Origin of the sequence: Nocardioides xinjiangensis, from assembly GCF_017916385.1 — a bacterium.
In the GTDB taxonomy this organism is placed as follows: Bacteria; Actinomycetota; Actinomycetes; order Propionibacteriales; family Nocardioidaceae; genus Nocardioides; species Nocardioides xinjiangensis.
This window is the reverse complement of sequence record NZ_JAFMSW010000001.1, coordinates 709,290-734,341: the sequence shown is the minus strand read 5'-3', so window position 1 is coordinate 734,341 and position 25,052 is coordinate 709,290. Positions and strand designations below refer to the sequence as shown.

Sequence of the window (25,052 nt, the reverse complement as noted above, 5' to 3'; positions counted from 1 at the left end):
GTCGTGGCCGGCACGTGGATCGACGTCCTCCTCGTCCTCGCGTTCATCCTGGTGGGCGGTGTGTTCGCGGCGACCGAGATCGCGCTGGTGTCGCTGCGCGCCGGCCAGGTGGAGCGGCTGGACACCGAGGGCGGGCGCGGGCACGCCGTCGCGTCCCTGGCCCGCGACCCCAACCGGTTCCTCTCCGCGGTGCAGATCGGCGTCACGGTGGCCGGCTTCTTCTCCGCCGCGTTCGGCGCCTCCACGCTCGCGCCCTCCTTCGCGCCGGCGTTCGAGGGGCTCGGCGTGCCGGCCCCCGACACCGTGTCGCTGGTCGTGACGACCCTGGTCGTGTCCTACCTCTCGCTCGTGCTCGGCGAGCTCGTGCCCAAGCGGCTCGCGCTCCAGCGCTCGGTCGGCGTCTCCAAGCTGTTCGCGCCGCCGCTGGGCAGGTTCGCCACGGTGATGACGCCGGTGATCTGGCTCCTGTCGCTGTCCACCAACCTGCTGGTGCGCGTGCTCGGCGGCAACCCCGACGCGGCCGGCGACGAGGTCGACGAGGAGGAGCTGCGGATGATGATCTCGGGCCACGAGGACATCCCCGAGGGCGAGCGCAGGCTCGTCGACGAGGTCTTCGAGGCCGGCGACCGGTCGCTGAGCGAGGTGATGAAGCCGCGGGGCGACGTGGTGTTCCTCGCCGGCGACCTCACCCTCGCCGAGGCGGTCTCGGTGATCGTCGAGCAGCCCTACACCCGCTACCCGGTCACCGGCGAGTCGTTCGACGAGGTGCTCGGCTACCTGCACCTGCGCGACGTGCTCGGCCGCGCCGACGACCGCTCCACCACCGTCGCCGAGCTCGCCCGCGACCTGCCGGTGCTGCCGCGCACCAACCGCGTGCTGCCCTCGATCGACCACCTCCGCAGCCTGGGTGCGCACATCGCGCTCGTCGTCGACGAGTACGGCGGCACCGACGGCATCGTCACGCTCGAGGACCTCATGGAGGAGCTGGTCGGGGAGATCCACGACGAGTACGACACCGACGCCGAGGTCGCCGCTGCCGCCGACCCGACGACGCTGGACGCCGGTCTCACCATCGAGGAGTTCGCCGAGCGCACCGGTGTGGAGCTCGCGGACGGACCCTTCGAGACCGTCGCCGGCTACGTCCTGCACCGCCTCGCGCGGATGGGCGAGGTGGGCGACGTGGTGCTCCTCGGCGACCGGCCGCTCGAGGTGGTCGAGGTCGACGGCCACCGGATCACGCGCGTGCGGCTGCACCCGCCGCTCGTCACCGGTCCGGCTGACGGGCCGGCTGGCCAGGGCGGGTCGGGCGACGGCCCGGGGGACGGATCCGCGGACGGGGCGTCCGACGGTGGGAGCGCGGACCCCGGCGAGGGCCGCACGAGCGCCCAGCAGGACGCCTTCGCCCGCTACTTCGCCCGCTGGGGCCTCTTCCTGCCCGACGACGCCGTCGCCGGCCGTCGCGACGGTCACGTCAAGGGGGATGGCTGGTCGGTGCGGTTCCGCTGGCGCGACGACGGCTCGCTCCTGGTCCGCGCGGGGCACCGGATGACCAACGAGCGCCTGTTCGTCATCGCCCCCGACGGCTCCGTCGAGCCGACCGCACCGGAGCCGCCGGGCGAGGGCATGGTCCTGCCGTCCGACGCGACGGCCGAGCAGCGGGCGGCGATCGAGCGGGAGCACGCCCGGGCGTGGCGCAGGCACGGCGAGGCCGTCACCGCCGCCGGGATGGACTTCGACCAGTCGGCCCCGTCCGAGGGCCTGGCGGCCGGTGCTGGCGACCAGCTGTGGCGCCTTGACGACGGCGCCTGGCAGGCGGATCCGCTGCGCACGGCGGAATAGCGCTCGCCCGCCGTCGGTTGAGGCCGGTAGACTGGAGTCGCAGGCTCCGGCCTGCTTGACAACACAAGAGGGGCTGATCGGTTTCGACTTGGGACGTTAGTTCCAGGGGAAGCGGGTCGAGAAGCCAGCGCCAACTCGTAAACGATCGCTGGAAACCATAGTTGCCAATTCTGAGCGCAACGACTTCGCTCTCGCTGCCTGAGCAGTGATCGAAGGGTCTGACCGGGCATCCGTCTCCGTCCCGGACCCAGGCCTCATCTAGGAGACTTGCTGGTCACCTCCTGTCAGGAGGGGTGGCCGGGACTCTTTCCTGACTGAGCCTGTCGGCGACGTGTCTGTGCGAGCGCCGGGGCCGAGAAAAGCGACATCGCAGACTGCACCCGGAGAAGACCTGGTTCGGCGCTCGAGGACCGGGGTTCGATTCCCCGCAGCTCCACTAATAACACTCAGACAACTTCATCCCTGTAATCTATCTGCCGATACGTAGCAGTGTCTTCCTAGTTGGGGGTGTCCCCGGCTGTCCACCGGGAGACCCGGTGAACGAGGAAGGCAGCCTGTTGCGGGTGGTAGAGGTCCAACGTGGACTACACGGGGATGAAGTTCTGAGTGATCCCTCTGGCGACGGCACACTCGCCTGGGCAGACGTGATCGACGCTCTCGACCGGCACCGTGTGCCCGACGGCTTCCCCTTCATCATTGACGACGACGGCTCGGCCTCGTCATGCCGACACCTCAACCTGTACCTGCTCACGGCCTGGCAGCAACGAGCCTACGAACTCGACAGCCTCCGCAAGTTCCACGCCTACCACCTCGCGAGGCTGCTCCGATTCGTCCGCGCCTGCCATCAGGACGAGCGCGTCGATCTCACCGCAGCCACGACCGAGGACCTCGTCGCCTACCGCGACGCACGTCAGCACGAGGTGAAGGACTCCACCCTCTCCACCGAGATGGGCTGCTACTCGTCGTTCTTCTACTACGCCACCACGGTCGGCTGGATGGACCGCGATCCCATCCCGCGATGGGGCAGGAGCAACCGCAACACCCTCGTGTCCGCGGGCCGCCGCGAACGGCAGGCGAGGTTCCTCAGCGCCCCTCAGACGAGACACTTCCTCGACGTCGGCATGCGAGGCGACGGCTCACCGGCTCAAGGAGCGCCGGGGTATCCCGAAAGGGACTACGTGTACGGACTCCTTCTCGCCACCACCGGGCTGCGTCGCGAGGAGTGCGCTCTCCTCCTGAACGTGGAGGTCCCTGCCCCGCAAACGATGGGACCTGAGTCCATCCACGTCTTCGATCGGCTCGGCAAGAAGAACGTCGTCCGCTCGATCTACATCACGCCGCAGGTCGCGCACGCCGTCGACCTCTACCGTCAGACCGAACGAGCCACGGTCGTCGCCACAGCACAGCGCAACCTCCGCTCGAAGGTGCGGACGGCGCCCTCTTGGTCGTCGACGACGTGGTCGAGCGGCGTGGCCGTCAGTACGTCGCGATGGGTTCCAAACGCATCCCCCTGATCCGCTTCACGAACGAGCAGCGAGCCAAGGCCGTTCGCATCCTCGACGACGGCACCATCGACCCACTGACCCTGCTCGTGTCCCGCCGAGGCATCCCGCCCGGCATCGAGCGCTGGAACCGCCTGTTCGCCGACGGACGCGTCCGCGTCCAACACGCAGCCCACCGCGACCAACCGCCGCGCCACGTGCACGTCACCCCACACACCATGCGCCACTCCTACGCCGTCCGGATGCTCGCCGCCCTCATGAAGGAAGGACGCGAACGCGCAGGCGACCCCTACTTCCTCCTCGCCAACCCCGTCCTCACCGTCAAGCAACTCCTCGGCCACGCCAGCGTGCAGACCACCATGCACTACCTCCACGCCGCCGAAACCTGGACCGAGGACCTCCCTACCGCGCTCGCCACCACCGCCGCCGAACTCATCGGCCACACCGCCGACGACCCAGGCCCCAACCCCAGCACCATCGACGACGACTGGGACGACTTCGAAGACGACCAGCCGAACGAGGCCACAGCATGAGGGGCTCCTACTCGACACCCGCGGTGCCGCCGCGGAGCGCAGGCTCGACCGCTTCCTCAGACGGCCCGTTCACCTACGAGTGGGTCGTGTACGGAGAGAGCAAGAGCCACACCATCGACCCCGCGACGTTCGAGACACCGGCCATCGCGACCGAGTTGGGTCGAACATGGCTGCAGGTGCTCACCGAGTTCGGGCGCTTCGAATCCCAACTCGCCAACGGCCTGCGCGAGTTCCTGTCGTCAGTCGGGCAACTGCCGCTCAGCGATGACGAGAAGCGCCGGTTCGCGCTCAGTGACCTGCGGCGAGCCCACATCGACCTGTGGGAACTCAACATGCTCGCCCGTCACCGCGAGGCACAGTCAGACACCAACTACCGCAAGGTCCTCTACCTCTTCGCACTCCTGCGTCGCTACGAGGACGACCACCCCGGCACCCTGCACGAAGCCGTACGTGAGCGGTTGGAACGCCAGCCCCGGCTGTGGCACCACCGCAACGAGGGCCTCCCGGCGCTCAGCAAGGAAGAGGCACGCGAGTGGCGACGCTGGGCCTACCTCAAGGTCCGCAGCGCGCTGGCGCAACCAGACCGAGGCATCTCGGACATCGACGTCCACACGGCGACCCACGTCCTCCTCAGCCTGTCCACCGGCGAACCACCCGAGGTACTACGTGCGCTAACGATCGACGACATCGAAGCGACCACCACACCCGAAGTCGAAGCAGCACTCACACTGATGGCTCCTAGCGAGCGACTCGCCCATCTCGCGGAACACGACCACATCGAACGCATCCGCGTCCGCTACACCAAGAACCGTGCCGGAGGCGAGGTCTACGACGAGGTCTACGCACGCCGCGACACAGCACCCTTCAAAGCGATGCGCTGGACCATCATGCTCAACGCATCCGCGCGCGCAGAGTCAGGCAACCCGTCCCTCATCCTCATGCGCGACGCTGGCGGCACCGTGAGGCAGCCACCGTGGAACCGCGCTGAGTACCGACTGGCGTCGGTGGCCGAGAGGAACGGAGTGTCCTTCACCGGCCCGAACTACTGGGCCCGACTGCGCAAGACCGTGACGACGCGAGAAGCACTCGCCGACCCCCGCTCGTACCTATCCAAGGGTCGACGCCACTCCGCCGAAACCTTCTTCGGCTCCTACACCAACAGCCCCGTGCTGCGCGCCGAAGCGGGACGCGTCCTCGTCGAAGGCGTCAACGACCTCTTCGAACGCGCACTCACCGGTCCCACGATCGTCACACCCGAGGCCGAGGACGCACTTCGTGCCGGAGCAACGGCACCAGGACTCGACAAGGCCATGGCCCAGGCTCTGGTGGCCGGACGACTCGACGGCCCTCAGGCGGGCTGTCGAGACCCTCTCAGCAGCCCCTACGAGGCTGACGGAAGCGTCTGCACCAAGTCCATGACCGGCACCTGCTTTGGCTGCCCGAACGCTCTCATCACCCGACACCACCTCCCGGCAGCCATCGCGATCCAGGACCTCGCGCACCCGGACAAGGCTGCCAACCCCGAGACGTGGCTCCATCACTGGAAGCCCATCTACGACACCATCACCGAGGTCATCCTGCCCGCCTTCACCCCGGAGCAAATCGAGGAAGCACGCCAGCGAGCCGACCTGACCCCGATCGACCCCGGCGTCCTCAACGACATGCGTGGCCCGCAGGAGCGAGGCGCCCGATGAGCCTCCGATCGATGCCGAACGCCGCCGGTTCGGCAAACCAGCCTTGGTCAAACCCGTTCGAGGACGCCATGCCCGTGTGGCCCCACCTGCCGGGCAGCCCCGTCTATGGCGACTCGCCATGGGACCTCAACGAAGCCAAGACACGCATCAGCATGGGCGAGCGCTACATCCGGTTCACCGGCGTCCCCGCCCACCACCGAACGACGGTGAAGAACATCCTCATGGCGCTCGCTGCCCCAGACCGTGACGAGGTCGTAGAAGCGGGCGTGATCCGTCGCGGAGACGGCGCACCGCCAGCGACTATCGCTAACCACTTTCATCACCTCGCGACCATCGTCAGGTGGTCCGAAGCCCATGGACTGGTCCGCTTCAGCGACTGGACCCAAGAGCACGCCGATCAGTTCCTCGACGACCTGCGCAGCGGTGAACACCGCAAGGAAGGTGTCGGGCTGGCCGCAAGCACCATCCGGCAGCACATCAGCGCGCTTCGCATGCTCCGAGAATGCAGCGGCCTCATATCGGACCCCCTGCCGTTCTATCCATGGGGCGGTCGCAGCGCCACCGAGATCGCTGGTGAGACCCGCAACGACGAGAACTCCACGCCTCCGCTCCCATGGGAGACGTGGGCGCCCCTTGTGGCCGCATCATGGGTCATCGTCGACCGGTTCAGCGTCGACATCATCGCTGCTGCGGGAGTCCGATCAAGCATCCCCAAGGAGCCACGTGGCCCCTCTGGCAACAACGCATTCCTTGCGCTGAGCGACTGGTCGGAGCAAGGCGGTGCCCTACCCCTTCACACCGGGCACGGCCGCAAGAAGGATGGGCGCGGAGAGCCAAACACGACGCTGTTGCAGCGACTGCTCGGCATCAACGCGACCGTCTTGAAACGGTCGCACCACCAGTTCATGCCCGAGGCTGTGGCGTTGATCGAGCAGGCAGCAAGTGACCCAGATCGGACTGTCTTCGGCGGGCTCTACACCCCCACCGTCGAAGTCGAGCATGCCGACGGCACCAGCAGCCTGTGGGTCGAGGAACTGGGACTCGGAGAGACCGAGTACCTCGTGGCAGTGCTGCGGGGCGCCTGCTACGTTCTGATCACCAGCCTGACTGGCATGAGAGACGGCGAACTACAAGAACTGACCCGCGAGACCGCCACCACCAAGGACGGCCTGCCTGCCCTGCGCAGCATCCAGCACAAGGGCAACAAGAACCCCGACGGCGTGGGCCGCGAGTGGTGGGCTCCGCGGCCCGTGATCCGGACCGTGGAGGTTCTCAGCGCCCTCAGTGAACACGACACCCATCTCTTCGCACGCGACACGGACAACGCAGGGACCTACGTCCCGACCCGAGACATCGCCCGGCTCCTCGACTTCGTCAACGACGACCCAACCCGGCGCCCCGGAAGGGGGCGAGGCCCAGGACTCGCTCCAATCCCCCTTCCGCGCGGTCTGGCCATTCACGCCACGAGCCTGCGACGCTCCTTCAGCGTCTACGCCACAACGCACCCCGGCGCAGAACTGGGTCTCGGCATCCAACTCGGCCACGCCGCTTGGCGGATGACCAGTGGCTACATGAGCGACGGCCAGCAACAAGCCGTCCGCCACATGGACGCGGACCGCAAACGCGTTCTGCACAACGACGCAGCCGCGCTCATCAGCGGCGACACTCCTATCGCTGGACCGGCCGCCCACCACATCACCCAGTTCCGCGCCCAAGTCATCGCCGACCCGGACCGCGCCGATCGACTCGCAGCCACGCTCGCCGACCGCCTCCACCTGGGGCTCGCCAACGACTGCATGTGGAACCCCGCCACCAGCGGCTGCGGCACCGACCGCCCGCAACTCGGCGACCACGTTTGCGTCGGCCTCGACTGCACCAACGCCCTCGCGCGACCCGTCCACCTTGGCGTCGTCGTAGATGCGCTCGACAGGATCGACGCCTACCTCGACGAGGACCGCGGACACCCCGACCTCATCGAACGGATGCGCCGCGACCGCGCCAACCTCGCACGCATCCGCCGAGACCTCACAGAGGCCGATACCGACCCCGACGATCTGTACGACGACCTCGACGAGGAGCCACACGATGCCTAGCCCCACACGCAAGCGCGTCACCGACACCGTCATGCAAGCCGTCGCCGACGCCCTCGTCGCCATCGAGAACGACCCCAACGCGCCCCGCACCAAGCGCCAGATCGAACACATCACCGGCAGAAGCCACGACGCCGTCGCCCGCGCGTTCGCACAGGACAAGACCGAGAACAGCCCCTATCGGCTAAACGAACGGTTCGCCCGCCTCACCGCCAACCTCACGCGCGGTGACAGCCTCAACGAAGCCGCCGTACGCGCCGACCGTCAGACCATCGTCGAACTCCGACAGAAGAACCGCGACCTGGAGAAGCAACTTGATCGCTTCGCGATCGCCCTGTTTGCTCGGTCACTTGATGAGCATGACGTGCGGCCTGAACGGGAGGTCGTGACCCGCATCCGCCGCGACCAGCAAGGCGACTAGGAACCGATCGCGCGCTCTCGCTCAGGAACGTTCGCCGTTGGGGCTGCTGGTGCGCCACGGGGCGTCGGGGTCGCCGAGGGTTTCGAGCATCAGTTGGCACCAGACCTGCGCGGCGCCGACCACGAGCCGTGCGTGACGCGGGCGGACCCAGGTCGGCACGCTCTCGGCCCCGTGGTCCACGCCCACCTTGTTGCGGATCTCGGTGACGTTCTGCGCCAGCGTGACGAGCGAACCCAGCACCCGTCGAAGCGATTGATCCTCCCCACTCGCCCCCTTGGCAGCGAGCCCGAGCGCTTCCTGCGACCGAGCGACCAACTGGGTCACATCGTCCGACTTCGTGTATGCCACGTCGCGAGCCGACAGGACGCACTTTGCGGTGGACTCGATCAGGGCCTTGGCTGTGCTCACCGCCAGCCGAGGGTCCGACTCAACCGTGTCACCCAAGCGGCCCAAGTGGTCGTGAATCACCGCCGGATCGGCGAGTGCTGCGAGGGCGTCGGCTGAGAACGAGACCGGAGCCGCTGCGTGCGAGGGGTCCGTGACGACGAACGTCCATGGATCAACCTCGAACCCGGCGTCAGCAAGGGTGTTGAGCCACCTGGTCTTCAGTGGCATGAGGTCGTAGTAGTCGCCCCCGTGCTTGGAACGCTCGCCGATGTCTTGCATGGCGTCGGTGTAGACGGCGACCAACTTCGCCCGGTCAGTGGGACTGGCGAGATCCAGCGTCGCCAAGTAGCGGCGCATGCGCTCCCTGCGCACGCTCTGGTCGTCGGGATCCGGTTGCTCCGGCCCCAGCCGGATGTCGTTGTCCCCGAAGAGGGCGTCGATCTCACGGATCGCGACGTCAGTCACGTAGGCCGAGAGGAGGCGGAGAACCTTGGGAGTGAAGCGGGCCACGGCCCGACGCTAGCGGCCATCGACTGTCCTGCTCGCTAACGGTAGGCCGCGCGCGCGGCATCGGCTTCGCCGTGCCCATCGAGAGCCATGTGAGTGTCGGGAATCTGCAATCGCCGCACATTGACCAGCACTGGGGGAGACCCACACGATGTCGTCATGCCCTCGGTGTCGCGCGATCGCAACGAACTGGCTGACCTTGTCGGCCCGTTCTGGTCGTGGTCGCGGGTGAGCGCCGCGTTGGGACTCTCCAGCGATCGGCGGGCGCGTGGGGAGGTCGGAGGCGCCCTTCTTGGCCTTGCCACAACTGACGGCCAGGTGGTCTACCCCGTGTGGCAGTTCCACCGCCTTCCCAGCGGGCGGGTCGAGGTGCGACCCGGACTGGCTGCGGTGTTTCACGAACTGCAGGGGTTCGATCCGTGGGCTGTCGCAGTACTGATCCACACACCGGCTCCCGAACTCGATGGACAGACCCCGCTGGAGGCTGCCCGTTCGGGTGCCGCGCCCGACGACCTTGCTCGCGTCGCCCACGCCGTACGGCGGGAGTGGGCAACCCCGGCGGGCTGACCTGTCTGCGAGTTGAGGCCGCCTCCGAGTGGCTCAGTCGGGCCAGTCCGCCCGTAGCGTCCGCAAGTAGCCCGGCCCGAAGACGTCCCCGGCGCTGCCTGCCGTGGCGATGATGGCGGCGCGACGAGTCGCGGCGTCCGGCGCCTCAGGCGTGTCCACTTGCCGATGGCAAATGCGGCCTGCGACTGCTGGCTCGGCGGTGAAGTCCTGCTGTCTCATCTTCCGCCTACGGCGGAATCGCCCCAGGAAACCCCGCGGGACTCAGAGACAGCGGTTCGGAGCGTGGTCCGACAGCCGGGCCGTTCGTGCCAGTGGCCCGAGCCGCCTGCAACAACGACTCGGGCCACTTGGTTGTCCGGCTCACCTACCACTGTGCTCCGGACGGAACCGGCTGCGTCGAGGGCCCTGTCACCGGCCCTTGCTGCTTGTGGTGGTGCGGTGCGCCTGCCATTCGCGCACCGACCCACCACATCGAGTATGGACCGGCACACTGACGCTTGGGTAGGGTCGGTGCCGGACGGTTCAGCAGCGACTACGCGGGCCGACGAGACCGAGTGAGCGACGGGCCGCCCCTCTAGGCTCGGACCCACGAACGCATCGCGGGCAGATCCGGACGTTCCACCCCGCTGAACCAATCGTTGGAGCGGGCCGCACGCATGAGGCTGCGGCCCGCTCCGAGGTGGCTGTCGATCAGACCTGCGGATTGCCGTTGACGGAGGTCTCGGCTACAGGCTGGAGTGCGTCCCAGTGTTCGACGATCTTTCCGGCCTTGTTGAAGCGGAAGACGTCGATCTCGACGGTGCCGCGGTCCGAGGCGTTGACCTTGGCGAGGGCGTGGACGACGACGTAGTTGCCCTGCGTGACGGTGCGGCGGACGCGCAGCGTGTAGTCGGGGAACTGTTCCAAGTAGGCGGTGACCCCGGCGATGAAGGCGTCGCGGCCGTTGTCGAACAGCGGGTTGTGCTGGATGTAGGTGTTGGCGTCGATGTAGCGGCGCGCGTAGGTGTCGGGGTCGTGCTTGGTGAACGCGCCGACGAGCAGCCGGACGGCGGCGCGGCGGTTGGCCTTCTCATGCTGGGTGAGGCCCTTGTTGCCAGCAGGGACGGGCGATGTGGCCGTACGGCTGGCCGAGGTAGCAGCGTCCGCCGCGGGGGCTGCAGCAGTGACCGTCGGCAGGGCGAGCGCTCCGGCAGCGACTGCGCCGACGGCGGTCGCGGCGAGGGTGGACAGAGCGGTGCGTGGGCGGGCGATGGAGCGAGAGGCGGCGGTCATTGGACGGTTCCTTCGGGTGGTGGGAGCGATCTGGCTCGGGTTTGTCTGGTGGTCGGGATGGCGGAATGAAGTCACAGCACTTACTGTTGGTGACTGACGCACGGAAAGAAATAAGGCACCCGAAAGTGCCTGACTACCGGATGAGTGAGTGAGCCATGAGCCTCGACACCTCGCAGTGGAATCCCTACGACCGCAACTGCCCCAGCAGGCGACTGCTGGACCGCATCGGCGATCGCTGGACCGTGCTGATCATTGGAGCGCTGTCCGACGGGCCGCACCGGTTTAAGGCGATCACCGAGCGCGTGGACGGCATCTCGCAGAAGATGCTCACCCAGACCCTGCGCGGGCTGGAGCGCGACGGTCTGGTCAAGCGCACTGTTTACCCGGTGGTGCCCCCACGCGTGGAGTACGAACTCACCGCGGCGGGACGCTCCCTGTGTGAGCCGCTGGCCGCTCTTGAGGAGTGGGCCAGGGAGCACATGAGTGGCGTGCTCGCGGCTCGCGCAACCTACGACGCGACGACCGTCGGAGCAGACGCGTGAGCGTCACCGAGTTGACCCAACGGCAAGTGGACCGCGCTGTCGTGGACCTGCTCGACCACCTCGCGCCCGAGGCTGCTGCAGAGACCGTCGGCGCGACAGCGCGTCAGCGAAGGGTCGCGCTGGCCGACGTGTTGACCGTTCGGCCGCCTGGCCCGTTGCCCGACGGCCTCGCGAGGCTCCTTGATGGCGTGTTGGCGTGGGAGAACGCCCAACGCCTGGTCACCGACACCGCCGACTTGCCGCGTCTGCGTTTGGCGGGTGTCGGGTCGCGGATGTCGCTGTGGCAGGGCGACATCACCGCCCTTCGTGCCGATGCGATCGTCAACGCTGCCAACAACCGGATGCTCGGCTGCTTCGCCCCGGGCCATGCGTGTATCGACAACGCGATCCATGCCGTCGCCGGACCCCGGCTACGCGAGGAATGCGCCGCCCACATGGCCGCGCAGTGTCACCTCGAACCCACCGGTGCCGCCACCCTCACGGGCGGCTACCACCTGCCAGCCCGGCACGTACTGCACACCGTCGGCCCCATCGTGGCGGATGGTGAACCATCCGCTGCCGACGCCGAAGCCCTCGCCTCGTGCTACCGCTCCTGCCTCGACACCGCCGACAGCCACGGCGACATCGCCTCGGTGGCGTTCTGCTCCATTTCGACCGGCGTCTTCGCCTACCCCATTGAAGCCGCGACCGTCGTCGCCGTCGACACCGTGACCCGGTGGCTCACCGCGCATCCAGAGTCCGAGATGCAGGTCATCTTCAACACCTTCTCCGACCACGACACCGCCGTGTACCGCACCACTCTCGAAGGCCGACTCCCGTGACCCACACCTCCCACACCCACGCCCATCATTACGACTCGGTGCGCGGGTCGCAGAACCTGGACGCCGCGGCCGCCGCGCTCGCGGACGCCGAGCGCGTCTTCATTGGCGCCGGGGCTGGACTGTCGGCTGCAGCCGGGTACGACTACACCGACCGCGACCGGTTCGCCGACCTGTTCCCGTGGCTCAAGAAGGCTGGGTTCAACGCCCGCTACGAACTCATCGGCTACCCCCTCCCTCCGCGCCACCAATGGGGCTTCTGGGCCGTCCACGTCCGCGACATCCGCCTCGGCAACGAACCGTCGGCGATCTATCAGCAACTCCGCACCGCGGTCGGCGAACGCGACCACTTCGTCATGTCCTCCAACGTCGACGGCCTGTTCGCCCGCAACGGCTTCGACCCCGACCTGGTCTTCACCCCGCAAGGCGACTACGCCCTCTACCAGTGCCACTCCCCGTGTACCCGCGAGGTGTGGGATGCCCGCCCCATCCTGGAACGCGCCCACGCCACCCTCGACCCGCAGACCGGGCAGATCGACGAAGACGCCGTACCCACCTGCCCCAACTGCGGCGGCGAGGTGTACCTCAACGTCAACGCCGGACGCTTCTACATCGCCGACCACTTCGCCCCAACCGGGCGAGACCTGCAGGCTTGGCTGCGCAACGCCCAGGACACCTCCGCCAAGGTCGCCGTCCTCGACATCGGCTCCGGCTACAACACCCCCGGCGTCATCCGCTGGCCCATCGAGCAGATCACCCGCGCACTGCCCCACGCCACCCTCATCCGGATCAACCGCGACCACCCCGACGTGCCAGGCGACCTCACTGACCGTGCGTTCTCTCTCTCCGGAGACGCACAGGCCTCCATCAGCCACCTCACCCGTACCAACCACTGACCTACAAGCAACCCACGAGCCTGAAGGACGGCCATGACAGCCCTCGGCGCCAGCGCCACCACCACACTGGACAGGAACAAGGAGAACGTGAAGGCCTTCTACGACCTCATGTTCAACCAGAACCGACCCGCCGAAGCCATCGAGAAGTACGCCGGGGACGACTACATCCAGCACAACCCCCACGTGGGCGACGGCAAGCAGGCATTCATCGACTACTTCAACCGCATGGCAGCCGAGTACCCCGGCAAGCACGTCGAGTTCGTCCGCTCCTTCGCCGAAGGCAACCACGTCATCCTCCACTGCCACCAGACCTGGCCCGGCGACCTCGAATACGCAGGCATCGACATCTTCCGCCTCGACGACAACGGCAAGGTCGTCGAACACTGGGACGTGCTCCAACCCCTGCCCGAGCACCCCAACAACCCCAACGGGATGTTCTGATGTCCGAGCCCAGCCAACTGCCTTGCCTCTGCGAGTGGACCCGCGAACCCGGTCGCACTTGGCGCCAGAATGCCTGGACGGGCCTCAAGGCTCGCGTCCACCGCTGGAGGCACAACGCAAACCGCTCATAGGAGGATCCCGCCGAGACTGAGCGTCACTGGCGATGCCGTCCGCAGATCGGCAGATCCGGATGTTCGCGCCCGCGTCGCCCCGCGAGCGTTACTGAAAGTCCACCATGGCGTTCTCGGCGCTTGCTCGACCGACGGCGATCACGCGGGCGACGAGTTCTCACCGTAGGTGCCTGCTGGGTGCCCAAACCCACGTCCAGTGTCTCCCGGTGGACAGCCGGGGACACCCCAACTAGGAAGACACTGCCACGTAGCGGCGCTGCGCACCTTGGGAGACACGGAGTACCGGAAGACACCCCAATGTCACAGTTAGCTCCACTCGTCACGAGGCGAGGTGGCCGGCAGATGCTGCGGGCCGCCTCGCCTCGTCGTCGTTGCGGCTGCCGCATGCCGAGGTGCCCGGTCGAGCCAGCGCGTGCGCTCCCGAGCGGCCACCGCACGGGTCGTGGCACCCTGCGGTGGTGCCCCCTCAGATCGACCCGGCCTCGATCACCGTCGCGCCGCTGACCCGCGAGCACGCCGAGGACATGGTCACCTGGCGCTACGAGCCGCCCTACGACGTCTACGACATCGCCGGGGCCGACCCCGAGCAGCTGCTGCACCCCGGCGCCGGGTTCTTCGCGGTCATGGCCGCCGGGCGGCTGATCGGCTTCCGCTCGTTCGGCCGGGACGGGCAGGTGCCGGGCGGCGACTACGACGACTCCGCCCTGGACACCGGCGGCGGCCTGCGCCCCGAGCTCACCGGCCAGGGGCTCGGCCGGCCGGTGATCGCGGCAGGGCTGGCCTTCGGTCGCGCCCGGTTCGCCCCGCCCGCGTTCCGCGTCACCGTGGCGAGCTTCAACGTTCGCGCCCTGCGCACCGTCGAGCGCCTCGGGTTCGCCCGCACCGGCTCGTTCGCGGCCGCCCGGGACGGCCGGGAGTTCGTGGTCCTGGTGCGCCCCGAGACGGCGTAGCTGCCGCTCAGACGCGCCGGCAGTGCTCGGACGTCGGCGCTGCCTCGGGGTGCAGGATCCCGGCCAGCGCCTCGACCCCGTCGACCAGCCGCGGCCCGGGCCGCGCGAACAGCCCGTCGGCGTCGACGGCCCACACCGGCACACCGGGGAAGTGGCCGCGCACACCCGCGGCCAGCTCGGCACTGCCCTCGATGTCGTAGCCGCACGGAGCGCAGACGACGACGTCCGGCCCCGACGCGACGGCGTCCTCCCACGTGGTGCGGATCGACCTCGCCCCGGCGACGCCCAGGGTGGGCTCGCCGCCGGCCCGGGCGACCATCTCCGGGATCCAGTGGCCGGGAGCGAACGGCGGGTCCGTCCACTCCAGCACCAGCACGCGCGGGCGGGCGCGCCCCGCGACCCGCTCGGCGACGGTGGCCAGGCGCTGCTCGAGCGAGGCGACGAGGCCCTCGGCCGCGTCGTCGTGGCCGGTGAGCCGGCCGATCTCGCGGACGGAGGCGAGCACGTCGTCCAGCGTGTGCGGGTCGACGGTCGCCACCTCGGCGCGGCAGCCGAGGAAGTCCAGGGCCTCGCCGACCGTGCCGACGTCGACCGCGCAGACGGCGCACAGGTCCTGGGTGACGACGAGGTCGGCGTCGAGCTCGGCCAGCGCGTCGGCGTCGAGGCGGTAGAGGTCCTCGCCCGCGGCGAGCGCAGCGGCCACGAAGTCGTCGATCTCGCGCGGTGCCAGCCCCTCCGGCATCGCCGACGTCGACACCACGCGTCGCTCCCGTGCCGCCGGCGGGTGGTCGCATTCGAAGGTCACCCCGACCACGTCGTCGCCCGCGCCCACGGCGAAGAGGATCTCGGTGGCCGACGGGATCAGCGAGACGATGCGCACGCCCCGACCCTAGACGTCGAACACGTTCCAGCGAGTCGGGTTGCGCGCGCGCTGGTCCTCAAGCACGAGGTCGCGCGCCGCGGCTCGGCGACGTGCGCGGACAGCGCGGACACAGTTCAAACTTTCGGACGGGCGAATCGGCCTCGCGAAGGCGTTCGTCCTGAGACGCTGCCGCCATGGAAACAGCAGCCATCACGTCGTGGACGCTCGTCCAGGAGATCCCGGTGCCGGCCGACGTCAACGACCTGCTCGTCGACGGCGAGCAGGCCGTCGCGGCGTACAAGACCTTCCGCGACTCGGCGATCTTCACCACGAAGCGGCTCATCGTGAGGGACGCGCAGGGCCTGACCGGCAAGAAGGTCGAGGTCTACTCGCTGCCGTACAGCCGGATCGACATGTGGTCGTCGGAGAACGCAGGGAAGCTGCTCGACTTCAACGCAGAGCTCGAGATGTGGACCCGGGCGGGCCACATCAAGATCAAGCTGGACAAGAAGGTCGACATCCGTCGCCTCGACAAGCTGATCGCCTGGGCCGTGCTGAACGCCGGCTGACCGAGTCCTAGCCGCCTTCGCGCGCGTTGCGACGCCGCGTCTCCCAGGCCTTCTTCGCCGCCCGGCTGCGCCGCTTGCGTGCCCGCTCGGCCTCCTGGAGCATCCGCTCGGCCGCGCGCTCGGCGCGGCGCACGGCGTTCTCCGCACGCTTGCGCTCCGCCTCGACGACGGCGGGGGAGCGGACCGGCCACAGGTAGGGCAGGTCGTCGGGCACGTCGGGGAAGCGGGGCCGGTAGAACTCCGGGTCCTTGCGCACGAGCGCGGACTGGTGGCTGCGGTGCAGGCCCGGGTCTCCGAGCCACGGTGGCAGCGCGCCCGCGTCGGCGAGCTCGGCCTGCGTCCGGACCTCGGTGACACCGGCGGCCCGCAGGTCCGCGCCGATGGTCGCCGCGCACGTGTCGCCGAACCCGAGCTCGAGCCACACCTCGCAGCACGCGAAGCCGTAACGCCCGAGCGCCTCCTCGTAGCCGCGCCACATCAGCGCCGCCGGGTGGTTGCGCCAGCCGTAGTCGGCCACGGTCAGCGCGCGCACGACCTGGATGGTCTCGACGCGCTGCTTGCCGAGCCGCTTCTGGTCCAGCGCGCGCGCCGACGCCTCGAAGTCGGGGTAGGGGAGGAACGTCTGCACTCCCTCGAGGGTAGGCACCCCCGACGCGCGGCGCCCCACCCCGACGACGGGTCACGGCGCGGCGGAGCACGCGGCACACTGACCGCATGGACGGATGCGTGTTCTGCCGGATCGTCGCCGGTGACCTGCCCGGCCACGTCGTCCTGGAGACCGACGACCTGGTCGCCTTCCTCGACACCCGGCCGGTCTTCAAGGGCCACGCCTTGCTCGTGCCGCGCACCCACGTCGAGACGTTGCCCGACCTGCCGGCCGGGCTGCGAGACGGCTTCCTGGCGGCCGCCCAGCGGCTGGCCACCGCGGTCAAGGACGGGCTCGGCGCGCAGGGGTCGTTCGTGGCCATGAACAACACCGTCAGCCAGTCCGTGCCGCACCTGCACCTCCACGTGGTGCCGCGGACCAAGGGCGACGGCCTGCGCGGCTTCTTCTGGCCGCGCACGAGGTACGCCGAGGGCGAGGCGGAGACCTACGCCGAGCGGCTGCGTGACGCGCTCGACGGCTAGGGGTGCCCGGCGCCGGCGCGGTCGTGCGCGACGGCGGGGCCCGGACCTGCCTCCGCGCGTCGACGCAGCGGGTGGCCGGTCGCCCGCGCGGCGAGCACCACCGCGGCCGCGCCGATGACCGCCCCGCCCAGGACGTCGACGAAGAAGTGCCAGCCCAGGTAGACGGTGGACACCGAGGTGAGCACGGCGAAGACCCAGCTGCCCGCCCGCACCCACGACGGCAGCCGCAGCACCTCGGCCACCAGGCACGCGGTGACGGTGATCGCCACGTGGAGGGAGGCGAAGGCGGCGATGGTCTGGACGGAGCGGGTGTCCCAGGGGCCCGCCAGCACGTCGACCCGGTCCTGGAGCAACCACTCCTGGACCCGGGTGTTGAAGGTGGGGGAGAGGTCGGCGAACTCGCCGGGTCGGGAGTACACCGGCCCGAGCGACGGGACGAGGTAGTAGACGACCACGCCGAGCAGCCAGTTGAACGAGACGGCCGTGACGTAGAACGCCCCCGCGAGCGAGCGCCGGGTCCACACGAGCGCGACCGCCAGCGTCGCCGGCACCAGGCCGATCCACAGCACGTAGACGCCCGACATGAGCCATGCCGCCCAGCCGGTGCCGAGCACCTGGTGCAGCACGTCCGCCGGGTCGTGCCCGAGCCACAGCAGGCGGTCCGCCCTCGCCAGCTCGGTGTCCCAGAGCCGGTCGTCGACGAACGGCAGGTAGCCCTTGAGGTTGCGGAAGGCGACGTAGGCGACGTACCAGGCGGCGAGCCCGCTCAGGGTGAACCGCACCTGGGCTCCGTGCCACCGGTCACGCAGCACGAACCGCAGCGCAGCCCACGCGTCCGCGTGCGCGGCACCGCGGGCGGCGAGCACCCAGCGCGGCACGACGTCGAGCAGGACGGCCGCCGCGACGATGACCGGCAGCCGCACCCACGTCGGCACGGAGACCCCGTCCGGGTCGCGCACCGGCAGGTCGTACGCCGTCGCGACCAGCACCGTCGCCACGGCCATCACCGCGGCCACCACGGCCGCGGCACGGAAGTCCCCCCGTCCCATGTCGGCACGCTAGCGACGCGCCGCGCCGCGGCCCACCCCCTGCACCGGATCTCCACAAGTCGGGGGAGTCCTCGCACCCGCACGACCGCGGCGCGCGGGCGGAGCAGCGACCACTAGTCTCCCGGGAGGACCAGCACCGAGCCTGAGGAGTCACCGACATGGGTCGTTTCGACCGGCGCGTCGCCGCCATCACCGGAGCAGCGCGAGGCATCGGCTTCGGCATCGCCCAGCGCCTGGCCAGCGAGGGCGCGTCGATCGCCGTCCTCGACCTCGACGAGGCGGCGGCACAGGAGGCTGCGGGCCGGCTCGAGCTGGTCGAGGGTGCGCGGGCGATCGGCGTCGCGTGCGACGTCGTCGACGCCGCCGCGGCCGAGGCCGCCGTCCAGCGCGTGGTCGAGGAGCTGGGCGGCATCCACGTGCTGGTCAACAACGCCGGCATCACCCGCGACAACCTGCTCTTCAAGATGACCGAGGAGGACTGGGACCTGGTCATGGGCGTGCACCTCAAGGGCGTGTTCAACATGACCAAGGCGGCGCAGTCGCGGTTCGTGGAGCAGAGGTACGGCAAGATCCTCAACCTCTCCAGCGTCTCCGCGCTCGGCAACCGCGGCCAGGCCAACTACTCCGCCGCCAAGATGGGCATCCAGGGGCTGACCCGCACCCTCGGCATCGAGCTCGGCCCCTTCGGCATCACCGCCAACGCGATCGCCCCCGGCTTCATCGCCACCGAGATGACCGACGCGACCGCGCGCCGGCTCAAGATGGAGCCCGAGGAGCTGCAGCGCCTCAACGCCGAGGCGACCCCCGTCCGCCGGGTGGGCCAGCCGGAGGACATCGCCGCCGCGGCGGCGTTCCTGTGCAGCGACGAAGCGTCGTTCATCACAGGCCAGACGCTCTACGTGGACGGAGGACGCAAGCTCGGCTGACCGCGGTTTGATCCCGGCGCGGTGATGTGCCTACGGTGCTCGACGATCAGCACCACCCGCCCCGGGACAACGCCGAGTCCTGCCCGCCCGGGGCGACCCCCGACATCTTCGAGGGCAGGAGTGGGGGACCCACAGGTTCCACTGCCGGTTCGTGCAGCACTGCACGCGCCGGCTCGGGGTGAAGTCGCCGTGCAGGCGGCGGGGCACCTTCCAGCCCCAACCCGACAGCTCACCTCACAGGCGTGGGAAAGGAACACACACTCATGCCTGCGACCTCTCGCACGGCGCGAGCCTGCGCGCTCGCCCTCGCCGGACTGGGCCTCACCGCCTCGACCCTGACGGCGCTGCCCGCCACCGCCGCCGGCTCCCAGTCCTCCCCGACGACGTCGGAGCGGACCTCGGAGCGGACGTCCTCGACGACCACCGACCGCCGCGCCGCCAGTCGCCGCGTCGCCGCCCGCGTCCTCGGCGCCCGCGACACCGCGCTGCGCCAGCGCGGCGACTGGTACGGCTACGGCGCCACCGGGCCGAACCGGTTCGACTGCTCCGGGCTCGTCTACTACAGCTACCGTCGCGCCGGCTTCCCCGTGCCCCGCACGTCGGCGGCCCAGGCCGGCTTCACGCGGCGCGTGGCGAAGAAGGACATGCGCGCGGGCGACCTGATGTTCTTCCACGGCAGCGGCGGCGTCTACCACGCCGCGGTGTTCCTGCGCTGGGAGCGCGGCCACGCGGTCATGGTGCACTCCCCGGGCTCCGGGCAGCGGGTGCGGGTGGCCGTCCCGTGGACCTCCCAGTGGTTCGGCGGAACGCTCCGGCGTGGGTGATCGGCCGAAGCTGGTAGGCAGAGCCTGCTGATCTACCCTGTGGCGCGCCTTCTCCCATCGGGGAGGGCGCGCCGCCACACTCGAGGCACATCCCCCTGCTGTTCCCGCTCGATCGGAGTTCCCGTGCGTCACCCCCTTCGCCCCTCCTCGTCCCGGGCAGTCGCCGCCGCGCTGGTCGCGGCCTCGCTGCTCCTCGCCGGCTGCAGCGGAGGCGACGCCGAGGAGCCGAGCGCCTCCGGGTCCCCCGAGCCGACCACGTCGGAGACCACGGAGGCGCCGGAGCCGACGTACTGGCCGTTGACCGGGCTCGAGCGCAAGGGCGACGCCCCCGAGCACCCCGTGATCGTCACCAAGGTCGACAACACCTCCTCCAGCGCCCCGCAGGTGGGCCTCGGGTCGGCCGACCTGGTCGTGGAGGAGCTCGTCGAGGGCGGCTACACCCGCCTGGCGGCGTTCTACTACTCCAAGGTGCCCGCCGACATCGGTCCGGTCCGCTCCATGCGCGCCAGCGACATCGGCATCGTGCCCGAGGGGGCGACGGTCGTGACCAGCGGCGCCGCCCCGATCACCATCAAGCGCATCAAGGGCGCCGGGATCCCCTGGATCACCGAGGGCGACGCGGGCGTCTACCGCGAGACCTCGCGCTCGGCGCCCTACAACCTGTTCGCCCGGCTCGGTGACATCGCCAAGCGCCTCGAGGCCGACGAGGAGCCGCCGCCGTACCTGCCGTGGGGCACCGCCGCCGACCTGCCCCGGGGCGCCAAGGCGCGCAGCCTCACCGCCGACTTCGGCGCCCACTCCACCAGCTGGCAGTTCCAGGGCGGGGGGTACGTCAACACCGACTCCTACGCCGCGCAGGGCGACCAGTTCCCCGCCGACTCCGTGCTCGTGCTGCGGGTCAAGGTCGGCGACGCCGGGTACCGCGACCCCGCCGGCTACCCCGTGCCCGAGACGAAGTTCGAGGGCAGGGGCGCCGCGCTGCTGTTCCACGGTGGGCGCGTCGTGCGCGGCACCTGGAGCAAGGACGGGCTGAAGGGTGCGCTCGAGCTCTCGACCAAGGACGGCGACCTGGCCGTGCCCGCCGGGCACGTCTGGGTCGAGCTGGTGCCGGCCGTCAACGGCAACGTCACGTTCGCGAAGTAGCACCCGGGTCGGGCGAGCCGACTCCCTCCTCCAGCAACCGCTGGAGGCCGGCGAGGACGAAGCCGATGGCGGCCTCGACCCGCAGCGCGGCCGCTGCCGGGTCCTCGCTGACGGCGACGGCGCCGCCGGCGGCGGACATCGCGCCGAAGAAGATGCGCGTGAACGTGTCGAGCATGGCGTCGTCGAGGTCCCAGTCTCCGCCGCCCAGCGCGGACCGCACGATCTCGTCGACGATCGCGTAGGTGGAGCGCTCCTCGCGCTCGCGGTAGCGCTCGTGGCCCAGCACCGACGGCCCGTCGGAGATCACGATCTGCCGGTAGCCCGGCTCCTGCACGGCCCCGAGGAAGGCACGCAGCCCCGCCTGCGCCTTCAACCACGGGTCTCGGTGCCCCTCGGTGGCCCGGGCGATCCCGGCCGTGGCGCGCGACTCCACGCGCTCGAAGGCGGCCTCGAAGATCGCCTGCTTGCCGCTGAAGTGGTGGTAGAGCGCGCCCTTGGTGACGTCGGCACCCGCGACGATGGCGTCGAGGGACGTCGCGGAGTAGCCGTGCTCGGTGAAGAGCCGCTCGGCCACGTCGACCAGCGCGCGCTTGGTCGAGTCCGGCCAGCGCTGGCGGCGGGCCATCACGGGCGTGCTCCGTCGACGGTCATGGGGCGCAGCCTAGGTGACCGGCCTCACGCGTGGAGGACTGTGCGGAGCGGCGCGGCTGCGGCATACTGAAAGTACGTACCGTCGGTATGTACAGAAGGAGACCGCCATGACCTGGACGTCCCACCACCGCCGCGCGGACGTGCTGCGCGAGGTGATCCGCACCGCCGACAGCCGCCTCGACCGCCGCCTGCCGATGGACGTGGCCGGCGTCGCCGAGACCTTCGGTGACGACGTCACGCTGCTCGGAGCCCTGCAGCTGCGCTGGCACACCCGCCTCGCCGGCCGGATCGAGCGCGAGCTCGCCGACCAGCCCCTCGACCTCCCCCGGGCCGTCGCCGTCGCGTGGCGGCGGGCCGCCGAGGACATGCCCGGCGTCCGCGCCGTCATCGACCACCACGTCGCGCACCCGAGCAGTCCCGAGATGGCCCGCACGACCGCGATCGCCGCGGGCAAGGAGCACGAGCTGCTCGCCCTCATGGCCGGACGTGCCAGCGCGCCCGGCGACGCCGCCCGCCGCGCGGGTCGGGCGATCGAGTCCGCCGCCCGCGCGTCGTACGTCCCGGGTGCCGTGCCGCGGCAGCCTCCGGCGCCGTCGCTGGTGCAGCGGCTGAAGGCGGTGCTCGCGGCCTGAGCGGCGTACCCGCGGGCCTGCCATAGTGGAGGCATGCAGCTGGCTTCGGGGATGCTGCTGGTGGCGACACCGGCGCTGCAGGACCCCAACTTCGCCGAGACGGTCGTGCTGCTGCTCGACGTGAACGACGAGGGAGCCCTCGGCGTGGTGCTCAACCGTCCCACGCAGGTCCTCGTGGCCGACGTCCTCGAGCCGTGGCGCGACGTCGTCGTGGAGCCGGAGGTGCTCTTCCGCGGCGGACCGGTCGGCACCGACGGCGCCCTGGCCGTGGCCCGGCTGCGCGACCCGGACGAGCCGCCCGTCGGGTGGCGTCCGGTGACCAGCGTGCTGGGCATGGTCGACCTCGACACCCCGACGGAGCTCGTGGACGGGTCCCTCGCGGCGATGCGGGTCTTCGCCGGCTACGCCGGGTGGGGCGCCGGCCAGCTCGCCGGGGAGGTCGAGGAGGGCAGCTGGTACGTCGTCAGCAGCGAGGCCGCCGACGCGTTCCGCGGCGATCCCGACAGCCTGTGGCGCGATGTCATGCGACGCCAGCCCGGCATGCTCGCCTGGCACGTCAACAGGCCCGTCGATCCCGACCTGAACTGACTCCAGCGTTAGGCTTGTCCATCATGAGCACCATCGGATTCTCGCCCGGCACGCAGACCGTCGAAGAGCGTCAGACGGTGCCCACCGACGAGGGTGACCACGAGCGGTTCTCGCACTACGTGCCGAAGGACAAGCTGACCGAGGCGATGGTGATGGGCACGCCCGTCATCGCCCTGTGCGGCAAGGTGTGGGTGCCCTCGCGCGCGCCCGAGAAGTACCCGGTGTGCCCGGAGTGCAAGGAGATCTGGGAGTCGATGAAGCCGGGGGAGGGCTCCGGCTCCGACGGCTCGGGCTCCGACGCGTGACGGGGCGCCCCGAGGCGCCGCTGCCCCCCGCGTGGCCCGACCGGGCCGCCTGGGGCACCGCGCCCTCCCTGCGCGCGTGGCAGCAGGCGGCGGTGGACCTCTACCGGTCGCGCCAGCCCCGCGACTTCCTGGCAGTGGCCACGCCGGGCGCAGGCAAGACGACCTTCGCCCTCACGGTCGCGGCCGACCTGCTCGGTCGCCGCGTCGTCGACCGGATCACCGTCGTCGCCCCGACCGAGCACCTCAAGACGCAGTGGGCCGAGGCCGCCGCCCGCGCGGGCATCCCGATCGACCCCACCTACTCGGCCGGCAAGGGCAAGACGTCGGACGACTACGTCGGCATCGCGGTGACCTACGCCGGCGTCGCGGTCAACCCGCTGGCGATGCGGATCCGCACCGAGCGGTTCAAGACGCTGGTGATCCTCGACGAGATCCACCACGCCGGCGACGCGCTGTCGTGGGGCGAGGGCGTGCGCGAGGCGTTCGACCCGGCGACCCGGCGGCTCGCGCTCACCGGCACGCCGTTCCGCTCCGACATCAACCCGATCCCGTTCGTCAGCTACGCGCCGGGCGAGGACGGCGTCCCCGTGTCCGCCGCCGACTACACCTACGGGTACGCCCATGCCCTCGCCGACCACGTCGTGCGCCCGGTGCTCTTCATGGCCTACTCCGGCGAGATGCAGTGGCGCACCCGCGCGGGCGACGAGGTGGTGGCCCGGCTGGGCGAGCCGCTCGCCAAGGACATGCACGCCCAGGCGCTGCGCACGGCGCTCGACCCGCGGGGGTCGTGGATCCCGGCGGTGCTGGAGGCCGCGGACAAGCGCCTGTCGGAGGTACGCCGTCACGTGCCCGACGCCGGCGGGCTGGTGATCGCCGGCGACCAGGACTCCGCGCGTGCCTACGCGGCGCTGCTCAGGAAGATCACCGGCGAGGCGCCGACGGTCGTGCTCTCCGACGAGAAGGGCTCCTCGAAGAAGATCGAGAAGTTCACCGCCTCCGACGACCGCTGGATGGTCGCCGTGCGGATGGTCTCCGAGGGCGTCGACGTGCCACGCCTCGCGGTCGGCGTGTGGGCCACGACCGTGTCGACGCCACTCTTCTTCGCGCAGGCCGTCGGCCGCTTCGTCCGGGCGCGGTCGCGTGGCGAGACCGCGTCGGTGTTCCTGCCGTCCGTGCCGCACCTGCTCGAGTTCGCCTCCGACATGGAGGCGCAGCGCGACCACGTGCTGGGCCGCCGGGTCAGGGACGAGGACGACATCTTCGCCGCCGAGGACGAGCTGCTCGCCCAGGCGCAGCAAGGGGAGTCGGCCTCCGACGAGCTCGAGATGTCGTGGGAGGCGCTCGGCTCGACGGCGTCGTTCGACCACGTGCTCTACGAGGGCGCGCAGTTCGGCCACTCCGGTGAGGTGCACGTGGGGTCGGAGGAGGAGATGGACTTCCTCGGCATCCCGGGCCTGCTCGAGCCCGACCAGGTGCGCGAGCTGCTGCACTCCCGCCAGAGCGAGCGGGCGCGCAAGCAGCGCTCCGACGGGGGCGGCGACCGCGTCGTCGACTCCGTGGAGCAGCTGAGCACCCACCAGCAGCTCGGCGTCCTGCGCCGCGAGCTCAACGGACTGGTCGCGGCCTGGCACCACCGCACCGGTCAGGCCCACGGGGTCACCCACAACGCGCTGCGCAAGGAGTGCGGCGGCCCGCCCGCCGCCGTGGCCAGCGCCGAGCAGCTGCACGAGCGGATCAACCGGATCCGCGAGTGGGCGGTGCGCCAGTCGGGCTGAGCGCCCTAGA

At 70.2% G+C, this 25,052-nt stretch carries 26 protein-coding genes, 1 other RNA gene, 1 pseudogene and 1 riboswitch; of the genes and pseudogenes, 22 read left to right on the top strand and 6 right to left on the bottom strand.

Features of this window, described 5'->3' with window-relative positions; genetic code table 11:
- Positions 1 to 3: 3 nt before the first annotated feature.
- The 7 genes from J3P32_RS03570 (at position 4) to J3P32_RS03540 (ending at position 8,079) form a co-directional block, all read left to right on the top strand.
- A complete protein-coding gene (locus J3P32_RS03570; protein WP_210438473.1) occupies positions 4 to 1,839 on the top strand; it encodes a hemolysin family protein in 1,836 nt (611 codons plus the stop codon).
- Between the two features lie 69 nt (positions 1,840 to 1,908).
- Positions 1,909 to 2,278: a transfer-messenger RNA gene (ssrA, locus tag J3P32_RS03565) on the top strand.
- A gap of 97 nt (positions 2,279 to 2,375) precedes the next feature.
- Positions 2,376 to 3,353, top strand: coding sequence for a hypothetical protein (locus J3P32_RS03560; RefSeq protein WP_210438472.1), 978 nt, complete (start codon positions 2,376 to 2,378; stop codon positions 3,351 to 3,353).
- Positions 3,281 to 3,874, top strand: coding sequence for a site-specific integrase (locus J3P32_RS03555; protein WP_210438471.1), 594 nt, complete (start codon positions 3,281 to 3,283; stop codon positions 3,872 to 3,874). Before J3P32_RS03560 ends, J3P32_RS03555 begins: the two co-directional genes overlap by 73 nt.
- Before the next feature lie 86 nt (positions 3,875 to 3,960).
- Positions 3,961 to 5,568, top strand: a complete 1,608-nt coding sequence (locus tag J3P32_RS03550) for a hypothetical protein (protein WP_210438470.1) — start codon at positions 3,961 to 3,963, stop codon at positions 5,566 to 5,568.
- A gap of 11 nt (positions 5,569 to 5,579) precedes the next feature.
- Positions 5,580 to 7,661 (top strand): hypothetical protein, encoded by a 2,082-nt coding sequence (locus J3P32_RS03545; RefSeq protein ID WP_210438469.1) that lies wholly within the window; start codon positions 5,580 to 5,582, stop codon positions 7,659 to 7,661.
- Complete coding sequence (locus J3P32_RS03540; protein ID WP_210438468.1) at positions 7,654 to 8,079, top strand: hypothetical protein; 426 nt, start codon at positions 7,654 to 7,656, stop codon at positions 8,077 to 8,079. The genes J3P32_RS03545 and J3P32_RS03540 overlap by 8 nt, the downstream gene beginning before the upstream one ends.
- Positions 8,080 to 8,100: 21 nt before the next feature.
- Here J3P32_RS03540 and J3P32_RS03535 read toward each other — a convergent pair whose 3' ends face one another.
- On the bottom strand, positions 8,101 to 8,976 hold the full coding sequence (locus tag J3P32_RS03535; protein ID WP_210438467.1) for an abortive infection family protein: 876 nt from the start codon (positions 8,974 to 8,976) through the stop codon (positions 8,101 to 8,103).
- A 156-nt stretch (positions 8,977 to 9,132) separates the two neighbouring features.
- On the opposite strand from J3P32_RS03535, the gene J3P32_RS03530 reads away from it, so the two are divergent.
- Positions 9,133 to 9,540: a hypothetical protein gene (locus tag J3P32_RS03530; RefSeq protein WP_210438466.1), complete on the top strand. Its 408-nt coding sequence runs from the start codon at positions 9,133 to 9,135 to the stop codon at positions 9,538 to 9,540.
- A gap of 690 nt (positions 9,541 to 10,230) precedes the next feature.
- Here the strand turns inward: J3P32_RS03530 and J3P32_RS03525 are convergent.
- Positions 10,231 to 10,812 (bottom strand): nuclear transport factor 2 family protein, encoded by a 582-nt coding sequence (locus tag J3P32_RS03525; protein WP_210438465.1) that lies wholly within the window; start codon positions 10,810 to 10,812, stop codon positions 10,231 to 10,233.
- 155 nt (positions 10,813 to 10,967) lie between these two features.
- Here J3P32_RS03525 and J3P32_RS03520 point away from each other — a divergent pair, with 155 nt between their 5' ends.
- The 5 genes from J3P32_RS03520 (at position 10,968) to J3P32_RS03500 (ending at position 14,590) form a co-directional block, all read left to right on the top strand.
- Positions 10,968 to 11,354 carry a winged helix-turn-helix transcriptional regulator gene (locus J3P32_RS03520; RefSeq protein ID WP_210438464.1) on the top strand — a complete coding sequence of 129 codons (387 nt, stop codon included), beginning with the start codon at positions 10,968 to 10,970 and terminating at the stop codon, positions 11,352 to 11,354.
- Positions 11,351 to 12,175, top strand: a complete 825-nt coding sequence (locus tag J3P32_RS03515; protein ID WP_210438463.1) for a protein-ADP-ribose hydrolase — start codon at positions 11,351 to 11,353, stop codon at positions 12,173 to 12,175. Before J3P32_RS03520 ends, J3P32_RS03515 begins: the two co-directional genes overlap by 4 nt.
- On the top strand, positions 12,172 to 13,068 hold the full coding sequence (locus J3P32_RS03510; protein WP_210438462.1) for an SIR2 family NAD-dependent protein deacylase: 897 nt from the start codon (positions 12,172 to 12,174) through the stop codon (positions 13,066 to 13,068). Before J3P32_RS03515 ends, J3P32_RS03510 begins: the two co-directional genes overlap by 4 nt.
- Before the next feature lie 33 nt (positions 13,069 to 13,101).
- Positions 13,102 to 13,509 carry a nuclear transport factor 2 family protein gene (locus J3P32_RS03505; RefSeq protein ID WP_210438461.1) on the top strand — a complete coding sequence of 136 codons (408 nt, stop codon included), beginning with the start codon at positions 13,102 to 13,104 and terminating at the stop codon, positions 13,507 to 13,509.
- Positions 13,510 to 14,098: 589 nt separating this feature from the next.
- A complete protein-coding gene (locus J3P32_RS03500; protein WP_210438460.1) occupies positions 14,099 to 14,590 on the top strand; it encodes a GNAT family N-acetyltransferase in 492 nt (163 codons plus the stop codon).
- Between the two features lie 7 nt (positions 14,591 to 14,597).
- Here the strand turns inward: J3P32_RS03500 and J3P32_RS03495 are convergent, their stop codons facing one another.
- Positions 14,598 to 15,470 (bottom strand): cobalamin-binding protein, encoded by an 873-nt coding sequence (locus J3P32_RS03495; RefSeq protein ID WP_210438459.1) that lies wholly within the window; start codon positions 15,468 to 15,470, stop codon positions 14,598 to 14,600.
- 176 nt (positions 15,471 to 15,646) lie between these two features.
- Between J3P32_RS03495 and J3P32_RS03490 the strand changes: the two genes are divergently transcribed.
- On the top strand, positions 15,647 to 16,021 hold the full coding sequence (locus tag J3P32_RS03490) for a PH domain-containing protein (protein ID WP_210438458.1): 375 nt from the start codon (positions 15,647 to 15,649) through the stop codon (positions 16,019 to 16,021).
- Positions 16,022 to 16,028: 7 nt separating this feature from the next.
- On the opposite strand, the gene J3P32_RS03485 is transcribed toward J3P32_RS03490, so the two are convergent.
- A complete protein-coding gene (locus J3P32_RS03485; RefSeq protein WP_210438457.1) occupies positions 16,029 to 16,649 on the bottom strand; it encodes an MSMEG_6728 family protein in 621 nt (206 codons plus the stop codon).
- A 74-nt stretch (positions 16,650 to 16,723) separates the two neighbouring features.
- Between J3P32_RS03485 and J3P32_RS03480 the strand changes: the two are divergent.
- Positions 16,724 to 17,149 (top strand): annotated as a pseudogene (locus tag J3P32_RS03480) (HIT family protein); the annotation flags it as partial.
- Here the strand turns inward: J3P32_RS03480 and J3P32_RS03475 are convergent.
- Positions 17,146 to 18,198, bottom strand: coding sequence for a phosphatase PAP2 family protein (locus J3P32_RS03475; protein ID WP_210438455.1), 1,053 nt, complete (start codon positions 18,196 to 18,198; stop codon positions 17,146 to 17,148). The pseudogene J3P32_RS03480 and the gene J3P32_RS03475 sit on opposite strands and share 4 nt — an antisense overlap.
- Before the next feature lie 158 nt (positions 18,199 to 18,356).
- On the opposite strand from J3P32_RS03475, the gene fabG reads away from it, so the two are divergent.
- The 3 genes from fabG (at position 18,357) to J3P32_RS03460 (ending at position 21,091) form a co-directional block, all read left to right on the top strand.
- Positions 18,357 to 19,124 carry a 3-oxoacyl-ACP reductase FabG gene (gene fabG / locus J3P32_RS03470; RefSeq protein WP_210438454.1) on the top strand — a complete coding sequence of 256 codons (768 nt, stop codon included), beginning with the start codon at positions 18,357 to 18,359 and terminating at the stop codon, positions 19,122 to 19,124.
- A gap of 60 nt (positions 19,125 to 19,184) precedes the next feature.
- Positions 19,185 to 19,382: riboswitch (cyclic di-AMP (ydaO/yuaA leader) on the top strand.
- Positions 19,383 to 19,387: 5 nt separating this feature from the next.
- Positions 19,388 to 19,948 carry a C40 family peptidase gene (locus J3P32_RS03465; RefSeq protein ID WP_210438453.1) on the top strand — a complete coding sequence of 187 codons (561 nt, stop codon included), beginning with the start codon at positions 19,388 to 19,390 and terminating at the stop codon, positions 19,946 to 19,948.
- A 123-nt stretch (positions 19,949 to 20,071) separates the two neighbouring features.
- Positions 20,072 to 21,091, top strand: coding sequence for a DUF3048 domain-containing protein (locus tag J3P32_RS03460; protein ID WP_210438452.1), 1,020 nt, complete (start codon positions 20,072 to 20,074; stop codon positions 21,089 to 21,091).
- Here the strand turns inward: J3P32_RS03460 and J3P32_RS03455 are convergent.
- Positions 21,075 to 21,716 carry a TetR/AcrR family transcriptional regulator gene (locus J3P32_RS03455; RefSeq protein ID WP_210438451.1) on the bottom strand — a complete coding sequence of 214 codons (642 nt, stop codon included), beginning with the start codon at positions 21,714 to 21,716 and terminating at the stop codon, positions 21,075 to 21,077. The genes J3P32_RS03460 and J3P32_RS03455 overlap by 17 nt on opposite strands.
- A 133-nt stretch (positions 21,717 to 21,849) precedes the next feature.
- Here J3P32_RS03455 and J3P32_RS03450 point away from each other — a divergent pair, with 133 nt between their 5' ends.
- Genes J3P32_RS03450 through J3P32_RS03435 form a run of 4 tightly spaced genes read left to right on the top strand, consistent with a single transcriptional unit; the run spans position 21,850 to position 25,042 of the window.
- A complete protein-coding gene (locus J3P32_RS03450; protein ID WP_210438450.1) occupies positions 21,850 to 22,374 on the top strand; it encodes a hypothetical protein in 525 nt (174 codons plus the stop codon).
- Positions 22,375 to 22,407: 33 nt separating this feature from the next.
- Positions 22,408 to 22,962, top strand: coding sequence for a YqgE/AlgH family protein (locus tag J3P32_RS03445; protein WP_210438449.1), 555 nt, complete (start codon positions 22,408 to 22,410; stop codon positions 22,960 to 22,962).
- 23 nt (positions 22,963 to 22,985) lie between these two features.
- A complete protein-coding gene (locus J3P32_RS03440; RefSeq protein ID WP_210438448.1) occupies positions 22,986 to 23,267 on the top strand; it encodes a DUF3039 domain-containing protein in 282 nt (93 codons plus the stop codon).
- Positions 23,264 to 25,042: a DEAD/DEAH box helicase gene (locus J3P32_RS03435; RefSeq protein ID WP_210438447.1), complete on the top strand. Its 1,779-nt coding sequence runs from the start codon at positions 23,264 to 23,266 to the stop codon at positions 25,040 to 25,042. The genes J3P32_RS03440 and J3P32_RS03435 overlap by 4 nt, the downstream gene beginning before the upstream one ends.
- Positions 25,043 to 25,052: the final 10 nt, after the last annotated feature.